This is a genomic window from Lysobacter capsici (genome assembly GCF_018732085.1).
Lineage (GTDB): Bacteria > Pseudomonadota > Gammaproteobacteria > Xanthomonadales > Xanthomonadaceae > Lysobacter > Lysobacter capsici_A.
Genome location: NZ_CP076103.1, coordinates 4,647,564 through 4,672,869, shown reverse-complemented (window position 1 = coordinate 4,672,869; position 25,306 = coordinate 4,647,564). Strand labels below are relative to the sequence as shown.

The following is a 25,306-nucleotide window of genomic DNA, read 5'->3' as shown; positions in this document are numbered from 1 at the left end:
TTCGCGCTTACCCATAAAAGCGCCCGATTCCAGATGCGCCGGACATCCTTCCGGCCTCAGCTCTTGCGGGGAGCCAACATGCAACAGGCCACGAACAGTTTCTGGAAACGATATTTCATCCTCATCATCGCGGTCGGCCTGTTCCTGGTCATTTCCGCGGCGCTGATCGGCGCCACCTTGCTCGAATCCAACGACATCGCCCGCGGTACCCACGCGCGACGGCTCGCCGGCAACGAACGAAGCGCGACCCAGGTGGTGCTGCTCGAACTGAGCCAGCTCGACCGCGACGCCAAGGCCGGCCGGCCGGCGCAGAAGTCGACGCTGGATAATCTCAAGGATCGCGCCGAGCTGATCACCGACACCATCAAGGTGTTCCGCGAGGGCGGTCGCCTGCCGGGCGACACCAGCAGCGTTCCGTTGCAGCCCGGAGCGGGCGCGACCGGCGAGATGATCAACGTCAACTCGGGCGTGAACGCGGTGTGGGCGCCGTACGCGGCGCTGATTTCGCAGGTGCTCAAGAGCGGCGGCGCCGATCAGGCCAAGCTCGACCGCGCGTTGTCCTACGGCCTGCAGAACAACGAAAAACTGTTCGGCCTGCTCAACGATCGCGTCAACGACTCGCAGGAAATTCTCGAAATCGCCAACCGCCGGCTGCGCATCACCCAGACCGTCGGCGCGGTGATGATCGCACTGAACTTCCTGTTCACCGCGCTGGTCGCGTTCCGCCGTCTGATCGCGGGCGACCGGGCCGTCACTCAGTCGCGCAAGCAGACCGACGACATCCTGGCGACGGTGAAGGAAGGCCTGTTCCTGGTGACCAGCGATTTCTCGATCGGCAGCCAGATGTCGAATTCGCTTCCGCAGATCATGCAGCGCAAGGTCGAGCCGGGCATGAACCTGCTCGAGGTGATGCGCACCATGGTGACGCCGCAGACCCTGGAAGCGACCCGCGATTACCTGGGCCTGCTGTTCGGCAAGCGGGTCAAGGAAAACCTGGTCGCCAGCCTCAATCCCTTGTCGGAAGTGCCGGTGTCCGGCGGCAGCGACGGCCGCGGCCAACTGCAGTCGCGCTATCTGAATTTCCAGTTCAACCGTGTGCAGGAAAGCGAGGACACGGTCTATCTGCTGGTGACGGTGTCCGATGCCTCCGAGCGGGTGCGCCTGACCAACGAGATCTCCGCGGCCAAGACCCGCACCCGCGAGGAAATGGAGGCCCTGCTGCGCGTGCTCAGCCGCGAGTCCAGCGAGGTGCGGCTGTTCCTGCACCGGGTCGGCGTGGTGCTCGAACGGGTCAACGACGATCTGCGCCAGGCTGCCGCGCGCCGCACCGGTACCGACTACAGCGAACTGGTCAACGCGATCTTCCGCGACGTGCATTCGCTCAAGAGCGAGGCGGCCGCGCTGAGCCTGGACATGATCGAGGCGTTGGCCCACAACTTCGAGGTCGACCTGATCAACCTGCGCGACCGCGGCGCGGTGGAAGGCAGCGACATGGTCAAGATGACCGTGCATCTGGACGACATGTTCGAGTGCGTGGCGACGATCCGCGATTTCCTCGACCGCATGGCCGGCAACCGCGACGTGGCGGCGCCGCAAAGCCTCGTCAGTCCGTCGCAGCGCGCGGTCGAGGGCTGGAACACGCTGGCCGAGCGCATCGCCCGCGAGCAGGGCAAGCAGGTGCAGCTGGACCTGCAATTGCAGGCGTTCGACCGTCTGCCAGGGGAGACCTTGAACGCGCTGCGCACGATCGGCCTGCAACTGCTGCGCAACGCGGTGGTGCACGGCATCGAACCGGCGGCCGAACGGCAGGCACGGGCTAAGCCGTCGGTCGGCACGGTCAGCTTCCGCAGCGAGGACGTCGGCAGCCGCCAGGTCGAGCTGGTGGTTCGCGACGACGGCCGCGGCCTGGATGTCGCGCGCATTCGCGCGGCGTTGAGCGCCTCGGGCCGGTACGGCATCGATCAGCTCGAATCGCTGAGCGACCGCGACGTGATCATGAAGATCTTCGAGCCCGGCGTGTCCACCGCCGAACACAGCGATCGCGATGCCGGCCACGGCATCGGCATGGACCTGGTGATGAAGCAGGTGCGTTCGCTGTCGGGAACGATCGCGCTGTCGACCAAGGTCGGCGCCTACACCGAGTTCCGCATCCGTCTGCCCGTCACCGAAAGCAAGCCGGTCGCCGCGGCCGGCGGCGCGCATGCGCCCGCGCTGCCGGCCGGCCCGGCCGACTTTCAACTGACCTTCTGAGCAGGACCCACGATGAAGTTGATGATCGTTGACGATTCCAACGTGATCCGCCAGCGCATCGCGCGCCTGGCGGGCGATGCGCGCCTGCCCGGCCTGGAGATCGTCGGCCAGGCCCGCAACGGCGCCGAGGCGCTGAGCATGTTCGTGCGCTATCACCCCGATGTGGTGACGATGGACTTGACCATGCCGGAGCTGGGCGGGGTGGAGTGCACCGAGCAGATCGCCGCCATCGACGAGAAGGTGAACATTCTCGTGGTCTCCGCGCTCAGCGACAAAACCACCGCGATCAGCGCGCTCAAGAAGGGCGCGCGCGGCTTCCTCTACAAGCCGTTCACCGACGACCAACTGGTCGAAGCCCTACTGGAGATGCTGCCTTGAGCGACCTCAACGAGACCGAGATCAAGGTCTTCATCGATGCGGTGACCAACTACTTCAACCAGCTCACCCACGAGCCGGCATCGGTGCGCGGCGCGTTTCTGGACGACAACAGCGGCACCGTGCCGGTCTACGACTACAGCGGCCAGATCGCGATCAGCGGCCAGTTCCGCGGCACCATCACCGTATCGGCGCCGCGCGCGATGATCCGGCATCTGCTGCTGGCCTTGAACGAGAGCGACCAGTCCGACGCCAACCTGCGCGACACCGTCGGCGAACTGGCCAACACCCTGGCCGGCAACGCGCGCAAGCATTTCGGCGGCGACATGGAGATCTCGGTGCCCAAGACCGCGGCCGGCGCGATCAGCAACAGCGGCTCGCGCAAGCGGCCGTACGTGATCATGGTCAGTTGGAAAACGTACAGCGCGTCGCTGGTGGTCGATATCGAGCGCCTGGACTAGGCGGCGCTCGAGCGGTTTGCGAAGGCGGCTTCGGTCGTGACGGCCGGCGCCCGTGGCGCAGTTCCCCCCTGAACAGTGCGTCACCACGGGCGTTGGTGCGGTACGCCGTCAGGCCGGAGCCGTCTTCGCGATCTTGATGCGGGACAGGTCGCGCCTGCAGTTGGTGTCGGCGATCGGTTGGCGATCTCGACTTCTTGGTTGCGGCGTTGTTGAGTTGCCGCGGTCGCGGCTTGCGCCGCTCCTGCAGGGGCTTACGGGTGAGGACGCGGCTGGACGGAGCGACTGTAGGAGCGGCGCGAGCCGCGACCGCGTAACCTCATGCGCCGTGCATGTGGCCTGGTGTCGGCGACGGGTTGGCGATTTCGACTTCGCGGTTGCGGCGTTGTTGCGTTGCCGCGGTCGCGGCTTGCGCCGCTCCTACAGGGGCTTACGGGTGAGGATGTGGTTGGGCGGAGCGACTGTAGGAGCGGCGCGAGCCGCGACCGCGCTACTCCACTCGCCGGCGTTTCTCAGGGGCAATCGCACAGCGCCCGACTTCAGTCGCCGCGGTTTTCATGACGCCGCGGTAATGGCCCCTCAAGCCAGATCGCCGAACCGCGCCTGCAAGGCCGCGATCGCCGCCAAGCCGGCGGTTTCGGTGCGCAGAATCCGTGGGCCCAGCCGCAGCCCCTGAAAACCGGCGTCGCGCAATTGCTGGCGGTCCAGCGGCGACCAGCCGCCTTCCGGGCCGATCGCGAGCAGCACCGGCGTGTCAGCGTCCACGTGCAGGGTCGAGAACGACAGCTCGCCCTCGGGATCGAGGATCAGGCGTAGCCCGCCCGGGGCCAGCGTGGCCAGGGTCGCCTGCAGCGAGCGCGGCGCGGACACCATTGGCACCCGCGCGCGTCCGCTTTGTTCGCAGGCCGAACCGACCACGCTGCGCCAATGCGCGAGGCGCTTCTCCGCGCGCGCTTCGTCGAGCTTGACCTCGCTACGCTGCGACCACAGCGGATGCACTGCGCTGACGCCCAGCTCGGTCGCCTTCTGCAGGATCAGGTCCATCTTCTCGCCGCGCGCGATGCCCTGCAGCAGGATCAGCTCAAGCGAGGATTCGCGCGCGACGTCCTCGACCGACACGATCTCCACCCGCACCTCGCGCTTGCCCAACGCGCAAATGCGGCCGTGGTAATCGCGGCCATCGCCGTTGAACAGCACGCAGGCATCGCCGACTTCGTGCCGCAGCACGCGCGCCAGGTGGGTCGCCGGGCCTTCGGGCAATACGATTTCGCGACCGGCGGCGAGGTCGGCGTCGACATGGACTCGGGTCAGGCGCATGCGTCGGCCTCCTGTACGGCGTGATCGATCGCCGCGCGCGTGGTCGCGGCGAGCAGATTCAAGGCATCGTCGTCGATGCAGTACGGCGGCATCCAGTACAAGGTGTCGCCGAGCGGCCGCAGCAGCACGCCGCGTTCGAGCGCGGCGCGATACGCGCGCAGACCGATGCGCGCGGCCGGATCGAACGGCGTGCGCTTGTCGCCGCCGCGGGTCAATTCGAACGCGACGATCATTCCGGCCTGGCGCACGTCGGCGACCTGCGGGTGATCGACGAAGTCCGCGGCCAGCGCGGCCATGCGTTTTGAGGTCGCGCGATTGCGCTCGATCACCTTGTCGTCGTGGAAGATCGACAGGCTCGCCAACGCCGCCGCGCACGCCAGCGGATTGCCGGTGTAGCTGTGCGAATGCAGGAACGCGCGTTCGCGCGAATCGTCGAGGAAGCCGTCGTAGATCGATTGCGTAGTCAACACCGCCGCCAGCGGCAGCGCGCCGCCGGTCAGGCCCTTGGACAGGCACAGTAGGTCGGGCATGACCCCGGCCTGCTCGCTGGCGAACATCGTGCCGGTGCGGCCGAAGCCGACCGCGATCTCGTCGGCGATCAGGAACACGCCGTGCTGATCGCACAGTTCGCGGGCGAGCGTGAGGTACAGCGGATCGTGCATGCGCATGCCGCCGGCGCACTGCACGCGCGGCTCCAGGATCAGCGCGCAGACTTCATCTGCATGGCGTTCGAGCAGATCGCGCAAAGCCTGGGCGGCGAAGCGCGCGCGATCGGCCGGAGTTTGCCCGGCTTCGCAGGCGTAGGCGTCGGGCGAGGGCGCGAATATCGATTCGGCCAGCAGCGGCGCGTAAATCCGCCGATACAGCGGAATATCGCCGACCGCGAGCGCGCCGAGCGTTTCGCCGTGATAGCCGTTTTCCAGGGCGATGAACTTGGTCCGCCCCTCGACGCCGCGATTGCGGAACCAGTGGAACGCCATCTTCAGCGCGACCTCGACCCCGGCCGAACCGTTGTCGGCGTAGAACACCTTGCTCAGCAGCGCGCGATCGGACTGGCGCGGCGCGATCGCGAGCAGGCGTTCGGCCAGTTCGACCGCGGGCGGGTGCGAACAGCCGGCCAGGATCACGTGTTCCAGGGTCTGCGCCTGGGTCGCGATGGCCTGGGCGATGCGCGGTTCGGCGTGACCGAACAGGTTGGTCCACCAACTGGAAATCGCGTCCAGGTAGCGGCGTCCGTCCTGGCCGATCAGCCATTCGCCGCGGCCGCTGGCGATCGGCAGCAAGGGCAGGGTGTGGGGATGCTCGCGCATCTGGGTGCAGGGGTGCCACAGCACTTTCAGGTCGCGTTCGCGCCATGAGTCCGCCGCGTCGGCACCCGGCTCTGTTAGCATCATCGGGTCGTGAGTGATCTCTCGCATCCCCCTATTATCGTGCCTTTCTGCCCTGTGCCCATGCCCGGATCCTTCTTGCTCGGCGCGGCGCCATGAGCCGCCGGCTGCCGATCATCCACGCCGTCACCGAGCACGACGCCGGTCCGTACCGGATGGAATCGCTCGATCTGGAGTTCTCCAACGGCGAACGCCGTCGCTACGAGCGCCTGCACGGCCGCAATCGCGGTGCCGGCCCGGGCGCGGTGGTGGTGGTGCCGATGCTCGATGACGACACCGTGCTGCTGGTGCGCGAATACGCCGCCGGCGTGCATCGCTACGAACTGGGCCTGGTCAAGGGCCGCATCGACGCCGGCGAGAACGCGATCGAGGCGGCCGACCGCGAACTCAAGGAAGAAGCCGGTTACGGCGCGCGCTCGCTGACCGTGCTGCGCACGTTGACCCTGGCGCCGACCTACATGAGCCACCAGGCCCATCTGGTGCTGGCGCGCGATCTGTATCCGCAGCGCCTGGTCGGCGACGAACCCGAAGAACTCGAAGTGGTGCCGTGGAAGCTCGATGCCTTGCACGAGCTGATCCTGCGCGAGGATTTCTCCGAAGGTCGCAGCATCGCTGCGTTGTTCATCGCCCGCGAATGGCTGCGCAACGGCGAACCCGAGCCGCATCCGCAGGTCACCGCACAGGCCAAGCTCGAAGCCGAAGCGCCGACCGAGCCGACGCCATGAGCCTGCTTCCCGGCATCGCCGATCGCGACTTGATCGAAGGCGCGATCGCGATCGCACGCGCCGCCTCGGACGCGATCGTGCAGGTCTACGACGGCGAGTTCGCGGTGCAGCGCAAGGCCGACGCCTCGCCGGTCACCGCCGCCGACATGGCCGCGCACCACATCATCCTCGACGGGCTGGCCCGGTTGACCCCGGACGTGCCGGTGCTGTCGGAAGAATCCGCCGACGAAATCGATTTCGAACGCCGCCGCCCGTGGCAGCGCCTGTGGCTGGTCGATCCGCTCGACGGCACCCGCGAATTCGTCAAGCGCAACGGCGAGTTCTCGGTGAACCTGGCGCTGATCGAAAACGGCGTATCGGTGTTCGGCCTGGTGCTGGCGCCGGTCGGCGGCGCGCTGTGGTACGGCGGCCGCGGCGTCGGCGCGTTCCGCCGCGACGGCGAGCGCGAAACCGCGCTGCGCGTGCAGGTGCCGGCGGCGCAGCCGCTGCGGGTCGCGGCGAGCCGTTCGCATCACAACCCGCGCATCGAAGGCTTCATGGTCAACGCGCATCGCGAAGCGCGCGGCGGCATCGCCATGCTGAGCCTGGGCTCGTCGCTGAAATTCTGTCGCATCGCCGAGGCGCAGCTCGATCTGTACCCGCGCTTCGGCCCGACCAGCGAGTGGGACACCGCGGCCGGCCAGGCCGTGCTCGAAGCCGCCGGCGGCGCGGTGTTCGATCCGCAGGGCCGGCCGTTCCGATACAACCAGCGCCGCAGCATCCTCAACGGCGATTTCATCGCCCTGGGCGATGCCGGCTTGCCGTGGCGGGAGTGGCTCGATGGCTGAGGTGTTGAATCTGCCGCAGGGCATCGCCGGCCTGCTCGCGATCATGGCCAAGTTGCGCGATCGCGACGGCGGTTGTCCCTGGGACCTGGAACAGGATTTCGCCTCGATCGCGCCGTACACGATCGAGGAAGCCTACGAAGTCGCCGATGCGATCGACCGCAACGACCTGGACGCGCTCAAGGACGAACTCGGCGATCTGCTGCTGCAAGTGGTGTTCCATGCGCGCATGGCCCAGGAGCAGGGCGCGTTCGCGTTCGACGATGTGGTCGCGGCGATCAGCGACAAGATGGTGCGCCGGCATCCGCATGTGTTCGGCGAGGCCAGCGTCGAGGACGCGCAGGCGCAGACGGTGGTCTGGGAAGAACTCAAGCGGCGCGAGCGCGAAGCCGCTGGCGAGACCGACAGCTCTGCGCTGGCCGGGATCTCGCGCGGCCTGCCCGAATGGCAGCGCGCGGTGAAACTGCAAAAGCGCGCCGCCGCGGTCGGCTTCGACTGGCCCGACGTGGCGCCGGTGATCGCCAAGCTGCACGAGGAGATCGACGAGGTGCGGGTCGAGTTCGACGCGATCGCCGCCGCGCCCGACGATGCGGCCGCGCAGGCGCGGCTGGAAGAGGAAATCGGCGACGTGCTGTTCGTCTGCGCCAATCTGGCGCGGCACGGCAAGGTCGACGTCGGCGCCGCCTTGCGCCGCGCCAATCTGAAATTCGAACGCCGCTTCCGCGCGATGGAGCTGATGGCCGCGCAGGACGGCCTGTCGCTGGCCGAGTTGCCGCTGGAAGGCCAGGACGCGTACTGGGAACAGTCCAAGCGCGACGAGCGCGGCGAGTAGGCGGTTGCGGCTTCTGCCTTGATCGGTTGTGGCATGGCTTTGACCTGTGCCAAGAGCGTCGGGCCTGAAGCCCCTCCCACAAAAGACCTCGCAGCTTCGAAAGCTTTTGTGGAAAAGCCTTGAGGCCCACTGCTTTTCGCTCCGCGAAGCCGCGAGGTCTTTTGTGGGAGGGCCTTCAGGCCCGACGCTTTTCGCTCCGTGAAGCCGCGAGGTCCTTTGTGGGAGGGCCTTCAGGCCCGCTGCTTTTCGCTCCGCGAAGCCGCGAGGTCTTTCGTGGGAGGGCCTTCAGGCCCGATGCTTTCCGGTCCGCCGCTGCGCCCCATCCGTAGCCCAAACGCTCACTGCCGGAACGCTCATGCTCAAGACCTTCCTGCTGTTCCTGCTCACCGCCGTCGCCGAAATCGTCGGCTGCTATCTGCCGTATCTGTGGCTTCGCAAAGGCGGCGGCGCCTGGCTGTTGTTGCCGGCGGCGGCGAGCCTGGCCTTGTTCGCCTGGCTGCTGACCTTGCACCCCACCGCATCGGGCCGGGTCTATGCCGCTTACGGCGGCGTCTACGTCACCGTGGCCGTGTTCTGGCTGTGGTGGGTCGACGCGGTGAAACCTACGTACTGGGACTTGCTTGGGGCGGGGCTGTGCCTGGCCGGGATGGCGGTGATCATGTTCGCTCCGCAGCCGGTCTGAGCGCGACCGCAGCATTCGCAAAAAGCGCCGCACTTGAAGCCGCGCCGGCTCCAGCGCAGGATCGGGGACGCAGCCCGGACGGACCATCGCGATGCACTGCTACCGCCACGCTCCCAGCGAAGCCCTCGGCATCTGCCGCTCCTGCGGGCGCGGCGTGTGCGCGCAGTGCGTGCGCGACCTCGGGCCGTCGCTGGTGTGTTCGGACGAATGCGAGGCAAGGGTGCGCCGCGGCGATGCGCTGATCGCCAACAGCGAGGCCAGTTTTCGCCAGGTCCGGCGCGGAAGTGTCGTGGTGGTGATATTTCCGCTGCTGCTGGGCGCGGTATTGTTCTATTTCGGCCTCAGCGAGCGCGGGTGGTTCAACGCGCTGACCGCGATGGGCACGATCCTGGCCGTGTTCGGCGTGGTGATCTGGCTGCGCAACCGACGTCTGGCCCGGCAATTGAAATAACCGCGACGCCGCGTGTGCGGCGCACGAGCAAGCACGACAGCGATCAGGAGGAAGCGATGGCCAGCCGTTTCGCAAGCTTCAGCGAGTTCTATCCGTTCTATCTGAGCGAGCACAGCAACCGCACCAGCCGGCGCCTGCATTTCATCGGCAGTTGCGGGGTGTTGATCCTGCTCGCGCTGGCGATCGCCGGCGGGCGGCCGTGGCTGGTGCTGGGCGCGTTGGTGTGTGGCTACGGGTTCGCCTGGGTCGGGCATTTCTTCTTCGAGAAGAACCGGCCGGCGACCTTCAAGCACCCGCTGTATTCCTTCGTCGGCGACTGGGTGATGTTCAAGGACATCCTCACCGGCAAGATCAAATTCTGACCCGCGCGGCGATCATCGCCGCGTTCGCTTCGCAAGGACGCAACGCCATGCCCTCGCCTCGGATCTTCGTTTTGCTGTTGGCCGCGGTGTTGTGCGTCGCGCCGTGGGTCGCGCCTGCGAGTGTCGCCTCGGCCCGTGGCCCCGACCTGCCGATGCGCCGCTCGGCCTGGCTCGATCAGGCGATGGACAGCAAGACCTGTCCCATCGTCCGCGTGCGCCCGGCCGCGCCGGTGCGGGGCGAAGGCGAGCGCGAGCGCAATGCGGTGCTGGCGACGGTCTGGCTTGCGAACGACGACGACCGCGCCGATCTGGCGGCCTGGCCGGCCTTGTTCGTGTCGCTCGACGGCCGCCCGCTCGTACTGCGGCGAAGCGACGGCGAGTTCGCTGTCGAAGCCAGGACCGTGCAAGGCCGTCGCGGCGCGGAACTGGAGTGGGCCGCGCCGGCCGAACGGGTATCGGCGCATCTGCGCCTGCAACCGCCGCGGCAATTCGTCGAAAACGGCGACGGCGGTTGGACGCCGCTGTCGCCGGGGCAGGCGAGCGGGGATGGCGACGCCAGCACTCGCACCGTGTGGCGCGGCGCGCTGACGATGCGCATTGGCGAGGAGATGTGGACGCGCGAGGTCGAGGTGGAATCGATCTGCGGGCCATGACGCGGGCGGGTTGTCTGGCTGCGTAGCTGGGCCGCGCAGGGTACGCGTACAAGGTCGCGGCGATCGGAGCGAAAGGCATCGGGGCTGAAGCGCCTCCCACAAAAACTTCGCGACCTCGCGACCTCGCGGAGTCCTCCCGGTTCGATCACTCGCCGCCGAAGTAGGGCTCGATCTCGGCCAGCGCCGCCAGCACCTCGGCATCGCCGTCGGCCAGGGCGTGCATCCGCGCGTTGTCGCCGAACTCGCTCATCAGCCGCCGGACCCACGCCGCGGCGCTGTAATGCCATCGCGGTTTTTCGCCGGCGCTGCCGGTCTCGATCGTGGTGACGTAGTAACGCCGGCCCTGGCGATGGAAATGGAACGCGGTGGTCTCGCCGACCAGCAGCGCGCCTTGTTCGGCGTCGACCAGATGCAGCAGCACTCGCGCTTGCGCGGGGTGTCGCGTGCGCAGCCAACGCAGCAGCGACGCCAGGCGCAATTGCCGCCACGGCAGGGCGAGGCCGGTGCCGATGTAGCGGTCGCCGTAGTAGAACGGCTTGAGCGTGAGCGCAAACCAGCCGCGTCGATGGCGGATCGACACGTCCTTTTCCAGCAGATTGAATTCGGCGAGGTCGCCGGCCGCTTCGAAACCCTCGGCGAGCATGCGCGGCTTGTCGTCGGGGTACAGCCCCAGCCGCGCCAGCGACACCAGGTCGCCATGGGCCAGGTATTCGCCGAGCAGGTCGTACAGGCCGATGTCGACGCTCGGCACGGCGGTGGAAGGCGTCATGCCCGGGCTCACTCCAGGAAGATCAGCCACGCCGCCACCACGATCAGGCCGAACCCGGCCCAGTGGTTCCACTTCATCGGCTCGCCCAGGTACCAGACCGAGAAGCCGGCGAACACCAGCAGGGTGATCACCTCCTGCATGCCCTTGAGCTGCGGCGCCGAGTACACCGCGCTGCCCATGCGGTTGGCCGGCACCTGCAGGCAGTACTCGAACAGGGCGATGCCCCAGCTGACCGCGATCGCCAGCACCAGCGGCGAAGACTTGTACTTCAGGTGCCCGTACCAGGCGAAGGTCATGAAGATGTTGGACCCCAGCAACAGCAGGATCGGATAGAGGCGGTCGGCGAGCATCGGAAGTCCAGGCGGGCGAGAGGGAATGCACAGGGATGGTGAGATTAAAGGCCAGCGTAGCCACCGCCTTCACGGGCCGTCCACCTTGTGGAGGGCAACCTTCACAAAACTGAAGCAATGGAGAGGCTGCATGCAGGGTACGAGAGACGGGGGTCTGGTCCTCATCGTCGAAGACAACCGCAATATCTCCGAGATGGTCGGTGAATACCTCGAAAGCCGCGGTTTCGAGGTCGATTACGCCGCCGATGGCCTCGACGGCTACCGTCTGGCCACCGAGAACAGCTACGACGTGATCGTGCTGGACCTGATGCTGCCGCGCATGGACGGCATCGAGGTCTGCAAGAAGCTGCGTGAAGAAGCGCGCAAGTCCACGCCGGTGCTGATGCTGACCGCGCGCGACACGCTCGACGAAAAACTCACCGGCCTGAGCGCCGGCGCCGACGATTACCTGACCAAGCCGTTCGCGATCCAGGAACTGGAAGCGCGCCTGCGCGCCCTGATCCGTCGCGAACGCCGCCAGGTCGGCGGCGAAGTGCTCAAGGTCGCCGATCTTGTGCTCGATCCGGCCAGCCTGCGGGTCACCCGCGGCGGCAGCGAACTGCAACTGTCGCCGATCGGCCTGCGCCTGTTGACCATCCTGATGCGCGAATCGCCGCGCGTGGTCAGCCGCCAGGAAATCGAACGCGAGATCTGGGGCAACGGTTTGCCCGATTCGGACACCCTGCGCAGCCATCTGTACAACCTGCGCAAGACCATCGACAAGCCGTTCGGCAAGCAACTGCTGCATACCGTGCAAAGCGCCGGTTACCGCGTGGCGGACATTTCCCAGCCGCCGGACTGACGCGGTTTCGCCGCCATGCCGCAAGGGCTCCCGCGCAAGATCAAGCTTGCGTTCATCCTGCAAGCCGTGATCGGCAGCATCGCGATCACGCTGGGTATTCTCCTGGCGGGCCTCGCGGTGCGCCATGTCGTGCTGGAACAGCGCATGCAGCGCGAGGCCGACGACTACTGGGCCGGGCGCGCACGCGACATCGACTATCCGCTGCCGCGCACCTCGACCACGCGCGGCCATTTCGTCCCGGCCGGGGCCAGCGATTCGCTGCTGCCGGCGGCGATCCGCGGCGCCGACTCGGGCCTGCACAACCTGCCCGGCGGCGGCCGGGTGGTGCTGGTCGACCGGCGCGACGCCGGCACCTTCTACATGGTCTACGCGACCGAGCTGATCGACGAGGCCATCCTCTACACTGGCCTGTTCTCGCTGCTGCTATCGCTGCTGACCACCTACCTGATCTCCTGGCATACCTACCGCACCTCCAAGCGGCTGGTGTCGCCGGTCAGCTGGCTGGCCAACGTGGTCTCGCAGTGGGATCCGCGCGATCCCGACACCAGCCTGATCGAGCCGATCAAGTTCCCCTACGACCCGGGCAGCGAAGTGCGGCGCCTGTCGAGCGCGCTTAGTGGCCTGGCCGAGCGGGTCAGCGATTTCGTCCAGCGCGAGCGCGATTTCACCCGCGACGCCAGCCACGAGCTGCGCACCCCGTTGACCGTGATCCGGGTCGCCACCGACCTGATGCTGGCCGATCCGGACACGCCGCTGCGCGCGCAACGCTCGCTGCTGCGGGTGCAGCGCGCCGGCCGCGACATGGAGGCGGTGATCGACGCCTTCCTGATCCTGGCGCGCGAATCCGACATCGAGCCGCAGTCGGAGGAATTCGCGGTGCGCGACATCGTCGACAACGAGATGGAACGCATCCTGCCGCTGCTCAACGGCAAGCCGGTCGAGTTGCACCTGTACGACGAAGGCGGCCCGCGCCTGACCGCGCCGCCGCATGCGCTCGGGGTGATGATCGGCAACCTGCTCAGCAACGCGGTGCGCTTCACCGATGCCGGCCGCATCGACGTGTACCTGAGCCGCGACTGCATCGAAATCCGCGACACCGGCATCGGCATGTCGGTGGAAACGCTGACCAAGGCGTTCACCCCGTTCTACCGCGCCGACTTCTCCGCCGGCGACGGCAAGGGCATGGGCCTGTCGATCGTGCGCCGGCTGGGCGAACGCTTCGGTTGGCCGGTCACCCTGACCAGCGCGCCCGATCACGGCACCACCGCGGTGATCCGCTTCAAGCCGAGCGCGGCCACGGTGTCGACCGGTGTGATCCTGCCGGCGCCGCGGGTGCCGGAAGCCTGAGCGTCGGCGCTTTGATGCGCCATTCGCGTGCAGGTCTGTATGCGGATTCATCCACTTTTCCACATGATCGGATGGTTCGCGCAGGCGCGACGGCATCGCGCAGCTGGGCGCGGTTATAGTCGGCCGATCACCGCGCAGCAGCCGTCGCCCTCATGAATCCGGACCTCCGCAGTCTGCTCGAACGCATCTACCTCGACGGCACTACTTATTTCGACGCCGACGGACGCTATCTGCACAAGGTGCCGAGCACCTTCTCGGCGCAGGACCTGCAGGCGCTCGATGCGGCCGGCCTGCCGCCCAACGCGCTCAGCGCGATGACGCACGACGAAGCGGTGACGCGCTTGCGCGCGCTGGCCGCGCGCATCGACCTGGACAAGGCGGCCGAGGCCTTCGTGACTTCGCTGACCCGCGCCGACCTGAGCTGGCAATCGGTCCTGCCCGCCGCGTGCCTGGGCCTGGCGATGCCGGCGCACGAGTTCGAGCCGATGAGCGAAACCAATCCGACCTGCCGGCTGTGTTTCCACGACGCGCGCAGCCCGCACGATCTCACCGAACGCGCGCTGTTCCGCTCGATCCAGGGCACCGGCTGGGGCAGTTACGGGCCGGTCGAGGCGGTGGCCGCGCTGGAATTCGCGCTCGCCCAGCCGGCGTGGCCGCAACCCAGCGAACACGACGCCTGGACCTTCCACAGCGTGCTCGAACTGCTCGCTGGCTTGCTCGCGGGCAGCCGCTACAGCGTCGCGCGCAAGCAGCTCAAGGCTGCCAGGCTGCTCAGCGCGAACACGGTCTATCGCTGCGAGTCCACGCTCGAAGCCTTGTCCTTCATCAGCGTGATCGAGAACGCCGAGCATCCGGGCTTGCTCACTGCCTGGACCAGCGCGGTCGAGCGCGACCAGCGGCCCAACATCCGGGTCGAAGTGCCCGCGCCGCTGGCGTGGTGGAGCGCCGACGACGGTATCAACACGGCGGTGGTCGAGCGTTTGTTCGGCGGCATCCGCAAACCCGCGACGCGGCCGTCGGCGCCGGTGGTCGCCAAGCCCAAGCGCGCCACCGCGCCGCGCGCGGCCGGACGCTCGCTGCCGGGCCCGGTCGCGGCCGGCGATGTATACGCCGTGCGTTTGCGCGAAGACCTGTGGACCGCGGTGTATTGCCACGCGGTGGCCGACGCCGCCGGTCCCGAGCGCGGCCTGGTCGAATACCTCGATGTGCTCACCCCGGCGCCGGTCACGCCCGAACAGCTCGAAGGCGTGGCTTATCGCGACCGCCGCAACGGCCAGCGCTGGCAGGCCTGGTGCACCGGCCTGGCGAAGACCACGGGCGTGCGGCGTGTGGCGCAGGGCGTGATCGCGCCGGCGCATGCGCAGACGCGAGAAGACACCGGACTGCGCACGGGCGCGAAAGATCTTCGCTACACCGCCGATCTGCATTTCGATCTGTCGGGCTGAGCCAGACCGACCTAGCGCGACATACCGGTCTGGCGAATGCCCGGAATTCTTTTGTGGGAGGGGCTTGAGCCCCGACGCCTTTCGTTCCGACCTCCGTGATGGTGACGAGGTCTTTTGTGGGAGGGGCCAATGCCCCGACGCTTTCCGCTCCGACCTGGATTGATCCCACCGCAATGAGCTCTGTCGCCGCTGATCGAACAGCGTCGGGGCAATAGCCCCTCCCACGGAGACTTCGGGGCTCCCAAGGCACTCAAGAGACTTCGAGGTTTCCGAGGCAGTTGTGGCTTTCCATTGATTTCATGAGGCCGGCGCTTTTTTGACCGATCTCGATCGATTCCACCGCCGTGAGCTGTGTCGCCGCTGATCGAACAGCGTCGGGGCAATAGCCCCTCCCACAAGCGCCGCCGCGGTCGCGCCGGCATGCACGACGCGCGCCCGCTGTGCGACGCTTCATTGCCGCCTGGCATCCGATTAGAAATGCCCCGCGACAGACCCCATCGCCAACGAAGCCAACCCATCGCCCGATCCACCAAGTCCCGCCAACGAAACTGAACCGACCGCGCCAAACCCGGTCAACTCCGGCGCGACAAGTGTCAACCCCATTCAGCCGCGCGCGTTCGCGCCTCCATAGCCTTCGAACCGAACTCCATGAGCGCAGCCAAGCCGACCTCCCCGTCCAGCCCGAACAAGACCCTGCGCCCGCGCCGGTCGCCCTGGCCCAAGCGCATCGTGATCGCCGTGGTGGTGGTGGCGGTGGCCGGCGGCGGTTGGTACTTCTACCGCCAGCGCAATGCCGAACAGGCCGCGAGCGCCTATCGCACCGCCAAGGTCGAACGCGGCGACATCCGGGTGGCGATCTCGGCCACCGGCGCGCTGTCGGCGATCTCCACCGTCGACGTGGGCAGCCAGATTTCCGGGCAGGTCACCGACGTGCTGGTCGACTTCAACGATCGGGTGACCAAGGGCCAGGTGATCGCGCGCATCGATCCGAGCACCTACGAGGCGCAGATCGCCCAGGGCACCGCCCAGGTCAACAACGCCCGCGCCGGCCTGGCGACCGCGCAGGCCACCTTGCGCAACGCCGAACTCGACTACCAGCGCAAGACCGAACTGGCCAAGAACCAGCTGGTCGCGCGCAGCGACGCCGACCTCGCCCGCGCCGCGCGCGATCAGGCACGCGCGCAGCTCGCCGGCGCGCAGGCGCAGATCAACCAGCAGATCGCCTCGACCCAGACCTCGCGCCTGAACCTGCAACGCACGGTGATCCGCGCGCCGGTCGACGGCGTGGTGTTGACCCGCACCATCGAGCCCGGCCAGACCGTCGCCGCCAGCCTGCAGTCGCCGGTGTTGTTCCAGATCGCCGAGGACCTGTCGAAGATGGAGATCGTGCTGGCGATCGACGAAGCCGACATCGGCCAGGTCAAGTCGGGCCAAAGCGTCGACTTCACCGTCGATTCCTTCCCCGACCGCAAGTTCCGCGGCAGCGTCCAGCAGGTGCGGCTGTCGGCGACCAACACCAGCAACGTCATCACCTACCCGGTGGTGGTCGCGGTCGACAACCCCGACGGCGTGCTGCTGCCAGGCATGACCGCCAACGCCGAGATCGAAGTCAGCCATCGCGACGACGTGCTGCGGGTCGGCAACGCCGCGCTGCGCTACAAGCCGGCCGACGACGACCCGGCCGCGGCCAGTGCGGCCGCGGGTCCCGGCGGCGCGCGCGGCGGACTCGGCAACGATCTGCCGGCGGTCGCGGCCAAGCTCAAGCTCGATGCGAACCAGCAGGCCGCGTTCGACGCGGCGCTGGAACAGATGAAGCAGCGCATGGCCGCGCGCACCGCGGCCCCGGCCGGCGGCGCCGCGGGCGGACCGCCCGGTGGCGGCGCGCCGATCATCATGGGCGGCGGTCGCGGCCCGGGCGGCGGTGGCGGCGGTGGCAGCAACAACCGCAACGCCAGCCGCGGCGGCGGCGCGATCTCCGGCGCCGCGCGTCAGCGCATGCTGGAACGGTTCAATCAGCAGTTCGGCGCGTTCCGCGAATCGCTCAGCGAGGCGCAGCGCAGCCAATGGGACAGTGAAGTCGCGGCCTTGGTCAGCGCGCGCCGCGTGCCGCTGTACAAACTGGTCAAGGGCGAACCGCAGGCGGTGACGGTGCGGGTCGGCGCCAGCGACGGCAGCTGGACCGAAGTCTCGGGCAACATCGCCGAGGGCGACGAGGTCGTGGTCGGCACGGGGCGCGGCACGAAATGAGTCGCGCCGCTGAGGCCACCGCGGTCATCGAGACCCGCGATCTGGGCAAGGTCTATTCGCCGGGCAGCGAGGCCGAAGTGATCGCGCTGCACGGTGTCGAGCTGTCGATCGCGCGCGGCGAGTTCGTCGCGATCATGGGCCCGTCGGGCTCGGGCAAGTCGACCCTGATGAACCTGATCGGTTGCCTCGACACGCCGACCCGCGGCGTGTACCTGTGCGACGGCATCGACGTGGCCACGCTCGATAAAGAAGAACGCGCGATCCTGCGCCGCGACAAGATCGGCTTCGTGTTCCAGGGCTTCAACCTGCTGCCGCGGATGAGCGCGCTGGAAAACGTGGCGATGCCGATGGGCTACGCCAACATCAAGCGCGAGGAACGTCTGCAACGCGCGCACGAAGCGCTGGAATCGGTCGGCCTGGGCGCGCGCGCCGGCCACCGTCCCAGCGAACTGTCCGGCGGCCAGCAGCAGCGCGTGGCGATCGCGCGTGCGCTGATCAACCGCCCGCCGATCCTGCTCGCCGACGAACCCACCGGCGCGCTCGATACCCGCACCGGCGAGGAAATCCTGGCCCTGTTCAAGCGCCTGCAGGCCGACGATCACACCGTGGTGCTGATCACCCACGACCCGGACGTGGCCGCGCACGCCGACCGCATCTTCGTCATGCGCGACGGCGAGCTGCACGTGCAGGAGGCCGGCGCATGAATTTCTTCGAAGTGCTGAGCACCGCGATCTTCGCCTTGCGCGGCAACTGGATGCGCAGCGCGCTGACCTCGCTCGGCGTGATCATCGGCATCGCCGCGGTGATCGTGATGGTCTCGGTCGGGCAGGGCACTCAGTCGGAAATCGACAAGCTGGTCTCGGGCCTAGGCTCCAATCGCCTCGACATCAGTTCCGGTGGCGGCGGGCGCGGCACCGGCGGCGTGCGCCTGAGTTCGTCGAGTTTCTTCACCCTGACCGAGGACGACGGCGAAGCGATCCGCAACGAAGTGCCCGAGGTGCAGTACGTGGCCGCATCCTTGCGCGGCGGCACCCAGGCGGTGTTCGCCGAGAACAACTGGTCGACCCAGTGGCAGGGCGTGCAGGCGGATTTCTTCGACATCAACGGCTGGGTGATCGCCGGCGGATCGAGTTTCGAACAGCGCGATTACGGCAGCGGCACCAAGTCGGTGATCCTCGGCGAGAGCGTGCGCCGCGAGTTGTTCGGCGACGAAGACGCGATCGGCCAGACCATCCGCCTGGGCCGGGTGCCGTTCACCGTGATCGGCACGCTCAAGCCCAAGGGCCAGGGCGGCTTCGGCCAGGACCAGGACGACGTGGTGCTGGTGCCGCTGGAAACCGGCCGTCGCCGCCTGCTCGGCGCGATGGGCCTGCCCAACGGCGCGGTGATGCAGATCGCGGTCGGCGTGGGCCGCGCCGAGGACGTGTCGTACGCGCAGGAGCAGATCGAAGCGCTGCTGCGCCAGCGCCACAAGATCCAGCCCGGCGGCGACGACGATTTCACCGTGCGCAACATCGCCGAAGTGGTGGCCACGCGCACCCAGACGACGCGGCTGATGTCGTTGCTGCTCGGCGCGGTGGCGACGATTTCGCTGATCGTCGGCGGCATCGGCATCATGAACATCATGCTGGTGTCGGTGACCGAACGCATCCGCGAGATCGGCCTGCGCATGGCGGTCGGCGCGGGCCCGCGCGACATCCAGTCGCAGTTCCTGGCCGAGGCGATGTTGATTTCCTTGATCGGCGGCGCGATCGGCATCGCGATCGGGATTGCCGGCACCCTGCTGGTCGGCAAGTTCGGCGCGTTGCCGGTCGCCTTGAACGGGCAGGTGATCGGTTTGGCGGCGGGGTTCTCGATCGCGACCGGTTTGTTCTTCGGCTACTACCCGGCGCGCAAGGCCTCGCAGCTCGATCCGATCGAGGCGTTGCGGCAGCAGTGAGTGGGCGTCGCGCGTTCGAAGCGCCGGTGGCCGCGTAGCCCCGCCGCAGCCCCTGTAGGAGCGGCGCGAGCCGCGACCGCGACATTGCGATAACGTCGAGATTTACGCCGTGGTCGTATTTTCGTGGTCGCGGCTTGCGCCGCTCCTACAGGTAGGCCATGTGGCTTTCGCCTGAAGTCTTGCAGTTCATCCAGCGCTGCGAAGCCCTTAACTCGCGTTAGCAAACGCACACCCGGAGGGCGGCGTGCAGGATGCACGCCGTGCGCCATCGGGACATGGATGTCCCGTATGGCGCATGCCTGCGTCAGCTCCGCACTTGCGGGCACTTGATCCACAAAAAAGCGTTTTTCTTTGGTTACCTTTCTTTTGTCGCTTTTGACAAAAGAAAGTGACCCGCCGCTTTAGTGGCGGAAGCTTTTGATCCTGCTGGTAGCTCCTAAAGCTTTAGAGCTCTAGAGCCTTTGAGACAAAGGCAACAGCTTTCGTCCGCAAGCGGCCGAGTTACTTTCTTTTGTCAAAAGCGACAAAAGAAAGGTAACCAAAGAAAAACGCTTTTTCTTTAATCAAGGGCCCGCACGATCGTTGCAGGCGCAGGCACGCGCCACACGGGACATCCTGTCCCGGTGGCGCGCGGCGCACATCCATGTGCGCCGCCCTCCGGGTGTGCTTTTGTTCTCGCGAGTTACAAGCCTCGCAGCGCTGGAAATGAAATCCGACTTCAGGCGAAAGCCGCATGGCCTACCTGTAGGAGCGGCGCAAGCCGCGACCGCGGGAACGCAATTGCGACGAAGATTGCGAGGTAGCCGCGATGGCGCGGTCGCGGCTTGCGCCGCTCCTGCGGCGGCGGCGATGCGGCTGCCTCGTCGACAGGTTTGAATCACCCGCCCATCGAAGATCGGCAACCCAACAAACCTCGCCCAAGCGCAAACCCGACCCTGCGATAAACCCCGAATCGCCCCAAGCCCCGCCGGACAGGTGCAACGCCCAGCCCGACCCCCGGTCCCCAAGCGCCACCAATCCAGCCGCGCCAGCCCACCGGCCCGGCACCGACCCGGCCGCGAACAAACCCGCCGCAAGGGCAGCCCCGCCGGGCTTGTGGCAAAATCTCCGCCCTGTAGCGGCCCCGGCCGCGCCCGGCCGGCCCCGGCCCGCACGATTGAGACCCGCACGCCATGCCGACCTTCGAGCCGTCTCCGCCCGAGTGCCCCGATCAAATCCGCCCCGCGGCCGACCTGGAGCGTGCCCGTGGCTGACGAATACGGGCACAAGCCGCGCGGTCCCGGTCGCATCCTCAAGGCCGCGACCTGGTCGTTCCAGGGCCTGCGCGCGGCCTGGCTGCACGAGTCCTCGTTCCGGCTCGAGGTGTACATGTTCGTGGTACTGGCCCCGATCGGCTGGTATTTCGGGCAAACCGGGGTCGAACGCTCGCTGCTGATCGGCTCGATCCTGCTGGTGCTGAGCGTGGAACTGCTCAACTCCGCGGTCGAGGCGGTGATCGAACGCTACGGCCCGGAGTTCCACGAACTGGCCGGACGCGCCAAGGACATGGGCTCGGCCGCGGTGTTCGTGCTGCTGATGAACGTGCTGCTGACCTGGGCCGCGATCCTCGGCCCGCGGCTGTGGCACCACCTGATGGGCTGAGCGCGTCCGCACGGACCGCATCGCCCATCGCGGAACGGCGCAGGCCGTTGCAACCGGGCCGCCCTCGCGGCGCGCCCTCCGCGGACCCAGCCGCGGGCTTCCCACTACACCTTGAGGTATGCCGCACGTGATTGAACTGCTCACCGATCCGCAAGTCTGGATCACCCTGATCACCCTGAGCGCGATCGAAATCGTGCTGGGTATCGACAACCTCGTCTTCATCTCGATCGCGGTCAGCAAGCTGCCGTACGAGAGCCGCGAGAAGGCGCGCAAGTTCGGCATCGCGGTGGCCTGCATCACCCGTATCGCGCTGCTGCTGACCCTGGCCTGGCTGGCCGGTCTGACCAGCGACCTGTTCACCGTGCTCGGCCAGGGCATCTCGGTGCGCGACCTGGTGCTGATCCTCGGCGGCGCGTTCTTGCTGGTGAAGGGCTCGATGGAGGTCAAGGACCTGATCGTCGGCGAGGACGAATCCGAAGACGTGCACACCAAGCCGGCGGCGTCGTTCATGGCGGTGATCGCGCAGATCGCGGTGATCGACATCGTGTTCTCGCTCGACTCGGTGATCGCCGCGGTCGGCATGGCCAACCACACCCCGGTGATGGTCGCCGCGATCCTGCTGGCGGTCGGCGTGATGCTGCTGGCGTCCAAGCCGCTGGGCCATTTCATCGACAACAACCCGACCATCAAGATGCTGGCGCTGGCCTTCATCGTCCTGGTCGGCGTGTACCTGATCGCCGACGGCCTGGAAGTGCATATCCCGAAGGGCTACATCTACGGCGCGATGGGCTTCTCGGCGCTGGTCGAGTGCCTGAACCTGTGGGCCAAGAAGCGCGCTTCGCGGCGGTTGAGCGCGCAGTAAGCGCGGCGCTTTGCGAACCCGAAAGGCCGGCGAGCGATCGCCGGCCTTTTTTGTGGCCGGCGTGGTAGCCAGGCGCGGTCGAGCGTCGAGGCCCGGGGTGCAAGGGTGTTTCAATTCCGATGCAGCTTCGAGGTCTTTTGTGGGAGGGAGCTTCTGTGGGAGGGGGCTTCAGCCCCGACGCTTTTCGATCAGCGCTACGGTGGTTTCGGGCGATCTGAGCCGGAAGCATCGGGGCTGAAGCTCCCTCCCACAAAACACCTCGCCGCAACGACCGCTCGCCAAGGTCGCGGCCGCCCGCCCGGCGTCATCACACCGCGACCATTGCGCCGATCCCCGCCCGGTGCTGCAATGCGGCCGTCATCCAGCGGGAGAGTCGCGCCATGTTCCGAGCCTTGATCGTGCTTGCCTTGACCGTCGTGCTCAGCGGCTGCGGCTACAACACCATCCAGCAGAAGGACGAAGCGGTGACCGCCGCCTGGTCGCAGGTGCTCAACGTCTACAAGCGCCGCGCCGACCTGGTGCCGAACTTGGTCGCGACGGTGAAGGGCTACGCCAGCCACGAGCAGCAGGTGCTGGTGCAGGTGACCGAAGCGCGTTCGAAGGTCGGCAGCATCAACGTCAACGCCAACGATCCGGCCTCGCTGCAGCAGTTCGAACAGGCCCAGGGCGAGTTGCGCGGGGCGATCGGCCGCCTGCTGGTGGTCAGCGAAAACTACCCGCAGCTCAAGGCCGACCAGGGCTTCCTGAGCCTGCAGACCCAACTGGAAGGCACCGAAAACCGCATCACCGTGGAACGCCAGCGCTACATCGCCGCGGTCCAGGACTACAACACCTACCTGCGCCAGTTCCCGACCAACCTCACCGCCAAGATGTTCGGCTACGCGACCAAGCCGAATTTCACCGTGCAGAACGCGGCCGAAATCCAGGAAGCGCCGAAGGTCGATTTCGGCCAGCCGGCCGCCGCCCCGGCGCCTGCCCCGGCACCCGCGCCGCCCTCGGCCGGCGGCTGAGCCGGCCGTGCCGCGCGTTCGCGCGCATCGATGGCGAGCCGCGGACGCCCTGAGCGGCGAGCGCGAATGCGGCGGCGCCCCAGGGCACCGCTGATGGGCATGGACCGCTTCGAAGCTGCCGTCATGAATTCGCTGCGCGGTTCGCGCCGGCGCGCACGCAGCACGTGGGCGCGGTTCGCGCTGTTGCTGCTTCTGGCGCTGGCCGGCCTGAACCTCGCCGCGCAGCCGCTGCGCGCGATTCCCAAGCTGACCTCGCCGGTGACCGACACCACCGGCACCCTCGACGCGGCGACCCAGGCCACGCTGCGCGAACGTTCGCTCGATCTGCAACGCCGCAAGGGCGCGCAGCTGATGCTGTTGATGATCGACAGCACCGGCCCGGAATCGATCGAGGCCTATGCCCAGCGCGTGTTCGAGCAATGGAAGCCCGGACGCGCGGACATCGACGATGGCGTGTTGATCGTGGTGGCGAAGACCGACCGGCGCATGCGCATCCACGTCGGTTACGGTCTGGAGCAGACGGTCACCGACGAAGCCGCGACCCAGGTGATCAACGAGTACCTGACGCCCGCGTTCCGCGACGGCGACTACGGCGGCGGATTGCTGCGCGGCAGCGACGCGCTGATCGGCCTGGTCGACGGCACGCCGCTGCCCGAACCCGACAACAGCATGCCTAAGCCCTTGCTGGTCTTCGTGTCGATCTTCGGCACGCTGTTCGCCTTGCCGTTCGTGGTGGTGCCGCTGCTGGGCATGCGCGCGGCGTGGCGGCGCGGTCCGCTGGCGTTCTTCGGACGCTGGGCGATCGTCGCGGCGGCGGCGGCCGGGGCGCTGGTGATGACGTATTCGAACATGCCCAGCGACGCCAACTGGGAGCATTGGATGCCGCTGGCGCTGATCTCCTACCTCACCACCACCTTCACCTTCTTCACCGCGTTCGGCGACGGCGGCCGGCGTGGCGGTTCGCGCGATGACGACGATGACGACCGCCGCCGTCGTCGCAGTCGCTCCAGCAGCAGCTCCAGCAGCAGTTCGGGTTATTCCGGCGGCGGCGGGCGCAGCGGCGGCAGTGGCTCGAGTGGATCATGGTGATCGCGCGGCGCGCTGCGCGCATGGGTGTCGACCGCGCGCGGCGGCTGGCGTGGATGCTGTTCGCGCTGTGGCTGCTGTTGCCGATGGCGAACGCATTCGCGCAGACGCTGGCGCCCATTCCGGCGATGCAGTCGCCGGTGGTCGACACCACCGGCACGCTCGACGAGGCGTCGCGTTCGCAACTGGAGGCGCAGGCGCGCGCGTTGCAGCAGCGCAAGGGCAGCCAGCTGCAGGTCCTGATGATCGACAGCACCGCGCCCGAGGACATCGATTCGTATGCGCTGCGCGCGTTCGAGCAGTTCGAACTCGGCCGCGAGGACGTATCCGACGGCGTGCTGGTGGTGGTCGCCAAGGGCGACAAGCGCGTGCGCATCGAAGTCGGCTACGGCCTGGAAGGCGCGATTACCGACGCGCAGGCCGCGACGATCATCAGCGACTACATCGGGCCGCGCTTCCGCGAAGGCGATTACGCCGCCGGCCTGCGCCAGGCGACGGCCGCATTGACCGCGTTGATCGACAACGAAGCCTTGCCGGCGCCGCCGCCGCCGCAGGTGTCCGCCCAGCAGGACGGATCGGACGCGTCGGCGGATTGGCTCGGTTGGCGGCGGCAGGACACGTCGTGGTCGTTCGCGTTCGTGTTCGCGCTCGGCGTCGCCGCGATGGGCCGCGCGCGCGCATTGCCGCGCGCGGCGGTGTGGCCGGTCGCCTTGGCGTTGCCGCTGGTATTCGCTTGGCTGGTGAGCGGCAACGGCTCGGTCATGCATGCGGCCCAGTTCGCCGCGGCCGGTATCGCGATCGGCCATTGGTTGCCGAGCCAGCGCTGGTTGCGCGTCGGGATGACCGGGTTCGCGATCGCGGTGGCGCTCGTGATCGCGATCGTGTTCGTCTGGCAGGGCCATGCGCCGAATCTGCCCGGTATTTTTATCGGCCTGTTGTTGCAGGCGCTCATGGTGCCGTTGCTGGCGGCACTGCTGGCGCCGCCGATCGTGGCCTGGGGCGAGAGCCGGCTCGGTTTCGCGATCAGGCTGGCGCTGATCCTGGGACTGGGCGCGTACGCCTGGACGCTCATTCCCGGCGCCCAGCGCGGGCTCGGCATGGAGCCGGGTTTGAACGCCGCGTCGGCGATCGTGTTCGGTGTGTTGACTGTGTTCGTGTGGGTGTTCTGGTTCCTGTTCCACCCCAACCTCAGCGGTTGGGGGCGCTCGCGCGGCAAGGCCTCGGCGATCGGGCATCATCGTTCCAGCAAATCGCGCAGGAAGAAAAAGAAGAAATCGCGCAAGTCGGGTTATTCCGGGGTTTCCGCCAGTTCCGGCAGTTCGGGTTCCAGCTCGGGCTCCAGTTCCGGCAGCTCCAGCAGTTCGGACAGCTCCGACAGTTGGTCCGGCGGCGGCGGACGCAGCGGCGGCGGAGGCGCGAGCGGATCATGGTGAACACATCATGCTGACTGGC

Annotated in this window: 25 protein-coding genes and 1 pseudogene; 22 read left to right on the top strand and 4 right to left on the bottom strand. The window is 67.6% G+C overall.

The window, feature by feature from the left end:
• Nucleotides 1–78 precede the first annotated feature (78 nt).
• Genes KME82_RS19515 through KME82_RS19505 form a run of 3 tightly spaced genes read left to right on the top strand, consistent with a single transcriptional unit; the run spans nucleotide 79 to nucleotide 3,086 of the window.
• Nucleotides 79–2,250 carry an ATP-binding protein gene (locus KME82_RS19515; protein WP_215495483.1) on the top strand — a complete coding sequence of 724 codons (2,172 nt, stop codon included), beginning with the start codon at nucleotides 79–81 and terminating at the stop codon, nucleotides 2,248–2,250.
• A gap of 12 nt (nucleotides 2,251–2,262) precedes the next feature.
• Nucleotides 2,263–2,628, top strand: coding sequence for a response regulator (locus KME82_RS19510; RefSeq protein WP_036112846.1), 366 nt, complete (start codon nucleotides 2,263–2,265; stop codon nucleotides 2,626–2,628).
• Nucleotides 2,625–3,086: a chemotaxis protein CheX gene (locus KME82_RS19505; protein ID WP_215495482.1), complete on the top strand. Its 462-nt coding sequence runs from the start codon at nucleotides 2,625–2,627 to the stop codon at nucleotides 3,084–3,086. Before KME82_RS19510 ends, KME82_RS19505 begins: the two co-directional genes overlap by 4 nt.
• 576 nt (nucleotides 3,087–3,662) lie before the next feature.
• Here KME82_RS19505 and KME82_RS19500 read toward each other — a convergent pair.
• Both KME82_RS19500 and bioA read right to left on the bottom strand, forming a co-directional pair.
• Nucleotides 3,663–4,400, bottom strand: coding sequence for a 16S rRNA (uracil(1498)-N(3))-methyltransferase (locus tag KME82_RS19500; protein WP_215495481.1), 738 nt, complete (start codon nucleotides 4,398–4,400; stop codon nucleotides 3,663–3,665).
• Entirely contained in the window at nucleotides 4,391–5,791 is a 1,401-nt protein-coding gene (gene bioA, locus KME82_RS19495) for an adenosylmethionine--8-amino-7-oxononanoate transaminase (RefSeq protein ID WP_215499138.1), read from the bottom strand. Before bioA ends, KME82_RS19500 begins: the two co-directional genes overlap by 10 nt.
• 92 nt (nucleotides 5,792–5,883) lie before the next feature.
• On the opposite strand from bioA, the pseudogene nudE reads away from it, so the two are divergent.
• The 8 genes and pseudogenes from nudE to KME82_RS27215 form a co-directional block, all read left to right on the top strand.
• Nucleotides 5,884–6,429: pseudogene (gene nudE, locus KME82_RS19490) on the top strand (ADP compounds hydrolase NudE); the annotation flags it as partial.
• 80 nt (nucleotides 6,430–6,509) lie between these two features.
• Nucleotides 6,510–7,340 carry a 3'(2'),5'-bisphosphate nucleotidase CysQ gene (gene cysQ, locus KME82_RS19485; RefSeq protein WP_215495479.1) on the top strand — a complete coding sequence of 277 codons (831 nt, stop codon included), beginning with the start codon at nucleotides 6,510–6,512 and terminating at the stop codon, nucleotides 7,338–7,340.
• On the top strand, nucleotides 7,333–8,169 hold the full coding sequence (gene mazG, locus KME82_RS19480) for a nucleoside triphosphate pyrophosphohydrolase (protein ID WP_215495478.1): 837 nt from the start codon (nucleotides 7,333–7,335) through the stop codon (nucleotides 8,167–8,169). The genes cysQ and mazG overlap by 8 nt, the downstream gene beginning before the upstream one ends.
• 355 nt (nucleotides 8,170–8,524) lie before the next feature.
• Nucleotides 8,525–8,851 (top strand): YnfA family protein, encoded by a 327-nt coding sequence (locus tag KME82_RS19475; protein WP_215495477.1) that lies wholly within the window; start codon nucleotides 8,525–8,527, stop codon nucleotides 8,849–8,851.
• Between the two features lie 91 nt (nucleotides 8,852–8,942).
• A complete protein-coding gene (locus tag KME82_RS19470) occupies nucleotides 8,943–9,302 on the top strand; it encodes a hypothetical protein (protein WP_215495476.1) in 360 nt (119 codons plus the stop codon).
• Nucleotides 9,303–9,358: 56 nt separating this feature from the next.
• The gene (locus KME82_RS19465; protein ID WP_215495475.1) at nucleotides 9,359–9,664 is read left to right on the top strand and encodes a DUF962 domain-containing protein; all 306 of its coding nucleotides are present in this window, start codon (nucleotides 9,359–9,361) and stop codon (nucleotides 9,662–9,664) included.
• 47 nt (nucleotides 9,665–9,711) lie between these two features.
• A complete protein-coding gene (locus KME82_RS19460) occupies nucleotides 9,712–10,317 on the top strand; it encodes a hypothetical protein (protein WP_215495474.1) in 606 nt (201 codons plus the stop codon).
• Nucleotides 10,318–10,343: 26 nt separating this feature from the next.
• Nucleotides 10,344–10,481, top strand: coding sequence for a DUF6053 domain-containing protein (locus tag KME82_RS27215; RefSeq protein ID WP_430538856.1), 138 nt, complete (start codon nucleotides 10,344–10,346; stop codon nucleotides 10,479–10,481).
• On the opposite strand, the gene KME82_RS19455 is transcribed toward KME82_RS27215, so the two are convergent.
• Nucleotides 10,463–11,086 (bottom strand): hypothetical protein, encoded by a 624-nt coding sequence (locus KME82_RS19455; RefSeq protein WP_215495473.1) that lies wholly within the window; start codon nucleotides 11,084–11,086, stop codon nucleotides 10,463–10,465. The genes KME82_RS27215 and KME82_RS19455 overlap by 19 nt on opposite strands.
• An 8-nt stretch (nucleotides 11,087–11,094) precedes the next feature.
• On the bottom strand, nucleotides 11,095–11,436 hold the full coding sequence (locus KME82_RS19450; protein WP_036112871.1) for a DMT family protein: 342 nt from the start codon (nucleotides 11,434–11,436) through the stop codon (nucleotides 11,095–11,097).
• Nucleotides 11,437–11,566: 130 nt separating this feature from the next.
• Here KME82_RS19450 and KME82_RS19445 point away from each other — a divergent pair, with 130 nt between their 5' ends.
• The 11 genes from KME82_RS19445 to KME82_RS19395 all read left to right on the top strand — a co-directional run bounded on the left by KME82_RS19445 (nucleotide 11,567) and on the right by KME82_RS19395 (nucleotide 25,287).
• The gene (locus tag KME82_RS19445) at nucleotides 11,567–12,277 is read left to right on the top strand and encodes a response regulator transcription factor (protein ID WP_036112873.1); all 711 of its coding nucleotides are present in this window, start codon (nucleotides 11,567–11,569) and stop codon (nucleotides 12,275–12,277) included.
• A gap of 15 nt (nucleotides 12,278–12,292) precedes the next feature.
• Nucleotides 12,293–13,624 carry a sensor histidine kinase gene (locus tag KME82_RS19440; protein WP_215495472.1) on the top strand — a complete coding sequence of 444 codons (1,332 nt, stop codon included), beginning with the start codon at nucleotides 12,293–12,295 and terminating at the stop codon, nucleotides 13,622–13,624.
• A 152-nt stretch (nucleotides 13,625–13,776) separates the two neighbouring features.
• The gene (locus KME82_RS19435) at nucleotides 13,777–15,069 is read left to right on the top strand and encodes a hypothetical protein (protein WP_215495471.1); all 1,293 of its coding nucleotides are present in this window, start codon (nucleotides 13,777–13,779) and stop codon (nucleotides 15,067–15,069) included.
• A 648-nt stretch (nucleotides 15,070–15,717) separates the two neighbouring features.
• Nucleotides 15,718–17,316, top strand: a complete 1,599-nt coding sequence (locus KME82_RS19430) for an efflux RND transporter periplasmic adaptor subunit (protein ID WP_215495470.1) — start codon at nucleotides 15,718–15,720, stop codon at nucleotides 17,314–17,316.
• Nucleotides 17,313–18,020 (top strand): ABC transporter ATP-binding protein, encoded by a 708-nt coding sequence (locus KME82_RS19425; RefSeq protein WP_215495469.1) that lies wholly within the window; start codon nucleotides 17,313–17,315, stop codon nucleotides 18,018–18,020. Before KME82_RS19430 ends, KME82_RS19425 begins: the two co-directional genes overlap by 4 nt.
• Complete coding sequence (locus KME82_RS19420) at nucleotides 18,017–19,255, top strand: ABC transporter permease (protein WP_215495468.1); 1,239 nt, start codon at nucleotides 18,017–18,019, stop codon at nucleotides 19,253–19,255. The genes KME82_RS19425 and KME82_RS19420 overlap by 4 nt, the downstream gene beginning before the upstream one ends.
• Nucleotides 19,256–20,500: 1,245 nt before the next feature.
• The gene (locus KME82_RS19415; protein ID WP_215495467.1) at nucleotides 20,501–20,896 is read left to right on the top strand and encodes a diacylglycerol kinase; all 396 of its coding nucleotides are present in this window, start codon (nucleotides 20,501–20,503) and stop codon (nucleotides 20,894–20,896) included.
• A gap of 127 nt (nucleotides 20,897–21,023) precedes the next feature.
• Entirely contained in the window at nucleotides 21,024–21,758 is a 735-nt protein-coding gene (locus KME82_RS19410; RefSeq protein ID WP_252255428.1) for a TerC family protein, read from the top strand.
• 380 nt (nucleotides 21,759–22,138) lie between these two features.
• Nucleotides 22,139–22,768 carry a LemA family protein gene (locus KME82_RS19405; RefSeq protein ID WP_215495465.1) on the top strand — a complete coding sequence of 210 codons (630 nt, stop codon included), beginning with the start codon at nucleotides 22,139–22,141 and terminating at the stop codon, nucleotides 22,766–22,768.
• Nucleotides 22,769–22,891: 123 nt separating this feature from the next.
• Entirely contained in the window at nucleotides 22,892–23,857 is a 966-nt protein-coding gene (locus KME82_RS19400) for a TPM domain-containing protein (protein WP_215495464.1), read from the top strand.
• Nucleotides 23,851–25,287, top strand: a complete 1,437-nt coding sequence (locus KME82_RS19395) for a TPM domain-containing protein (RefSeq protein WP_252255426.1) — start codon at nucleotides 23,851–23,853, stop codon at nucleotides 25,285–25,287. The genes KME82_RS19400 and KME82_RS19395 overlap by 7 nt, the downstream gene beginning before the upstream one ends.
• Nucleotides 25,288–25,306 lie beyond the last annotated feature (19 nt).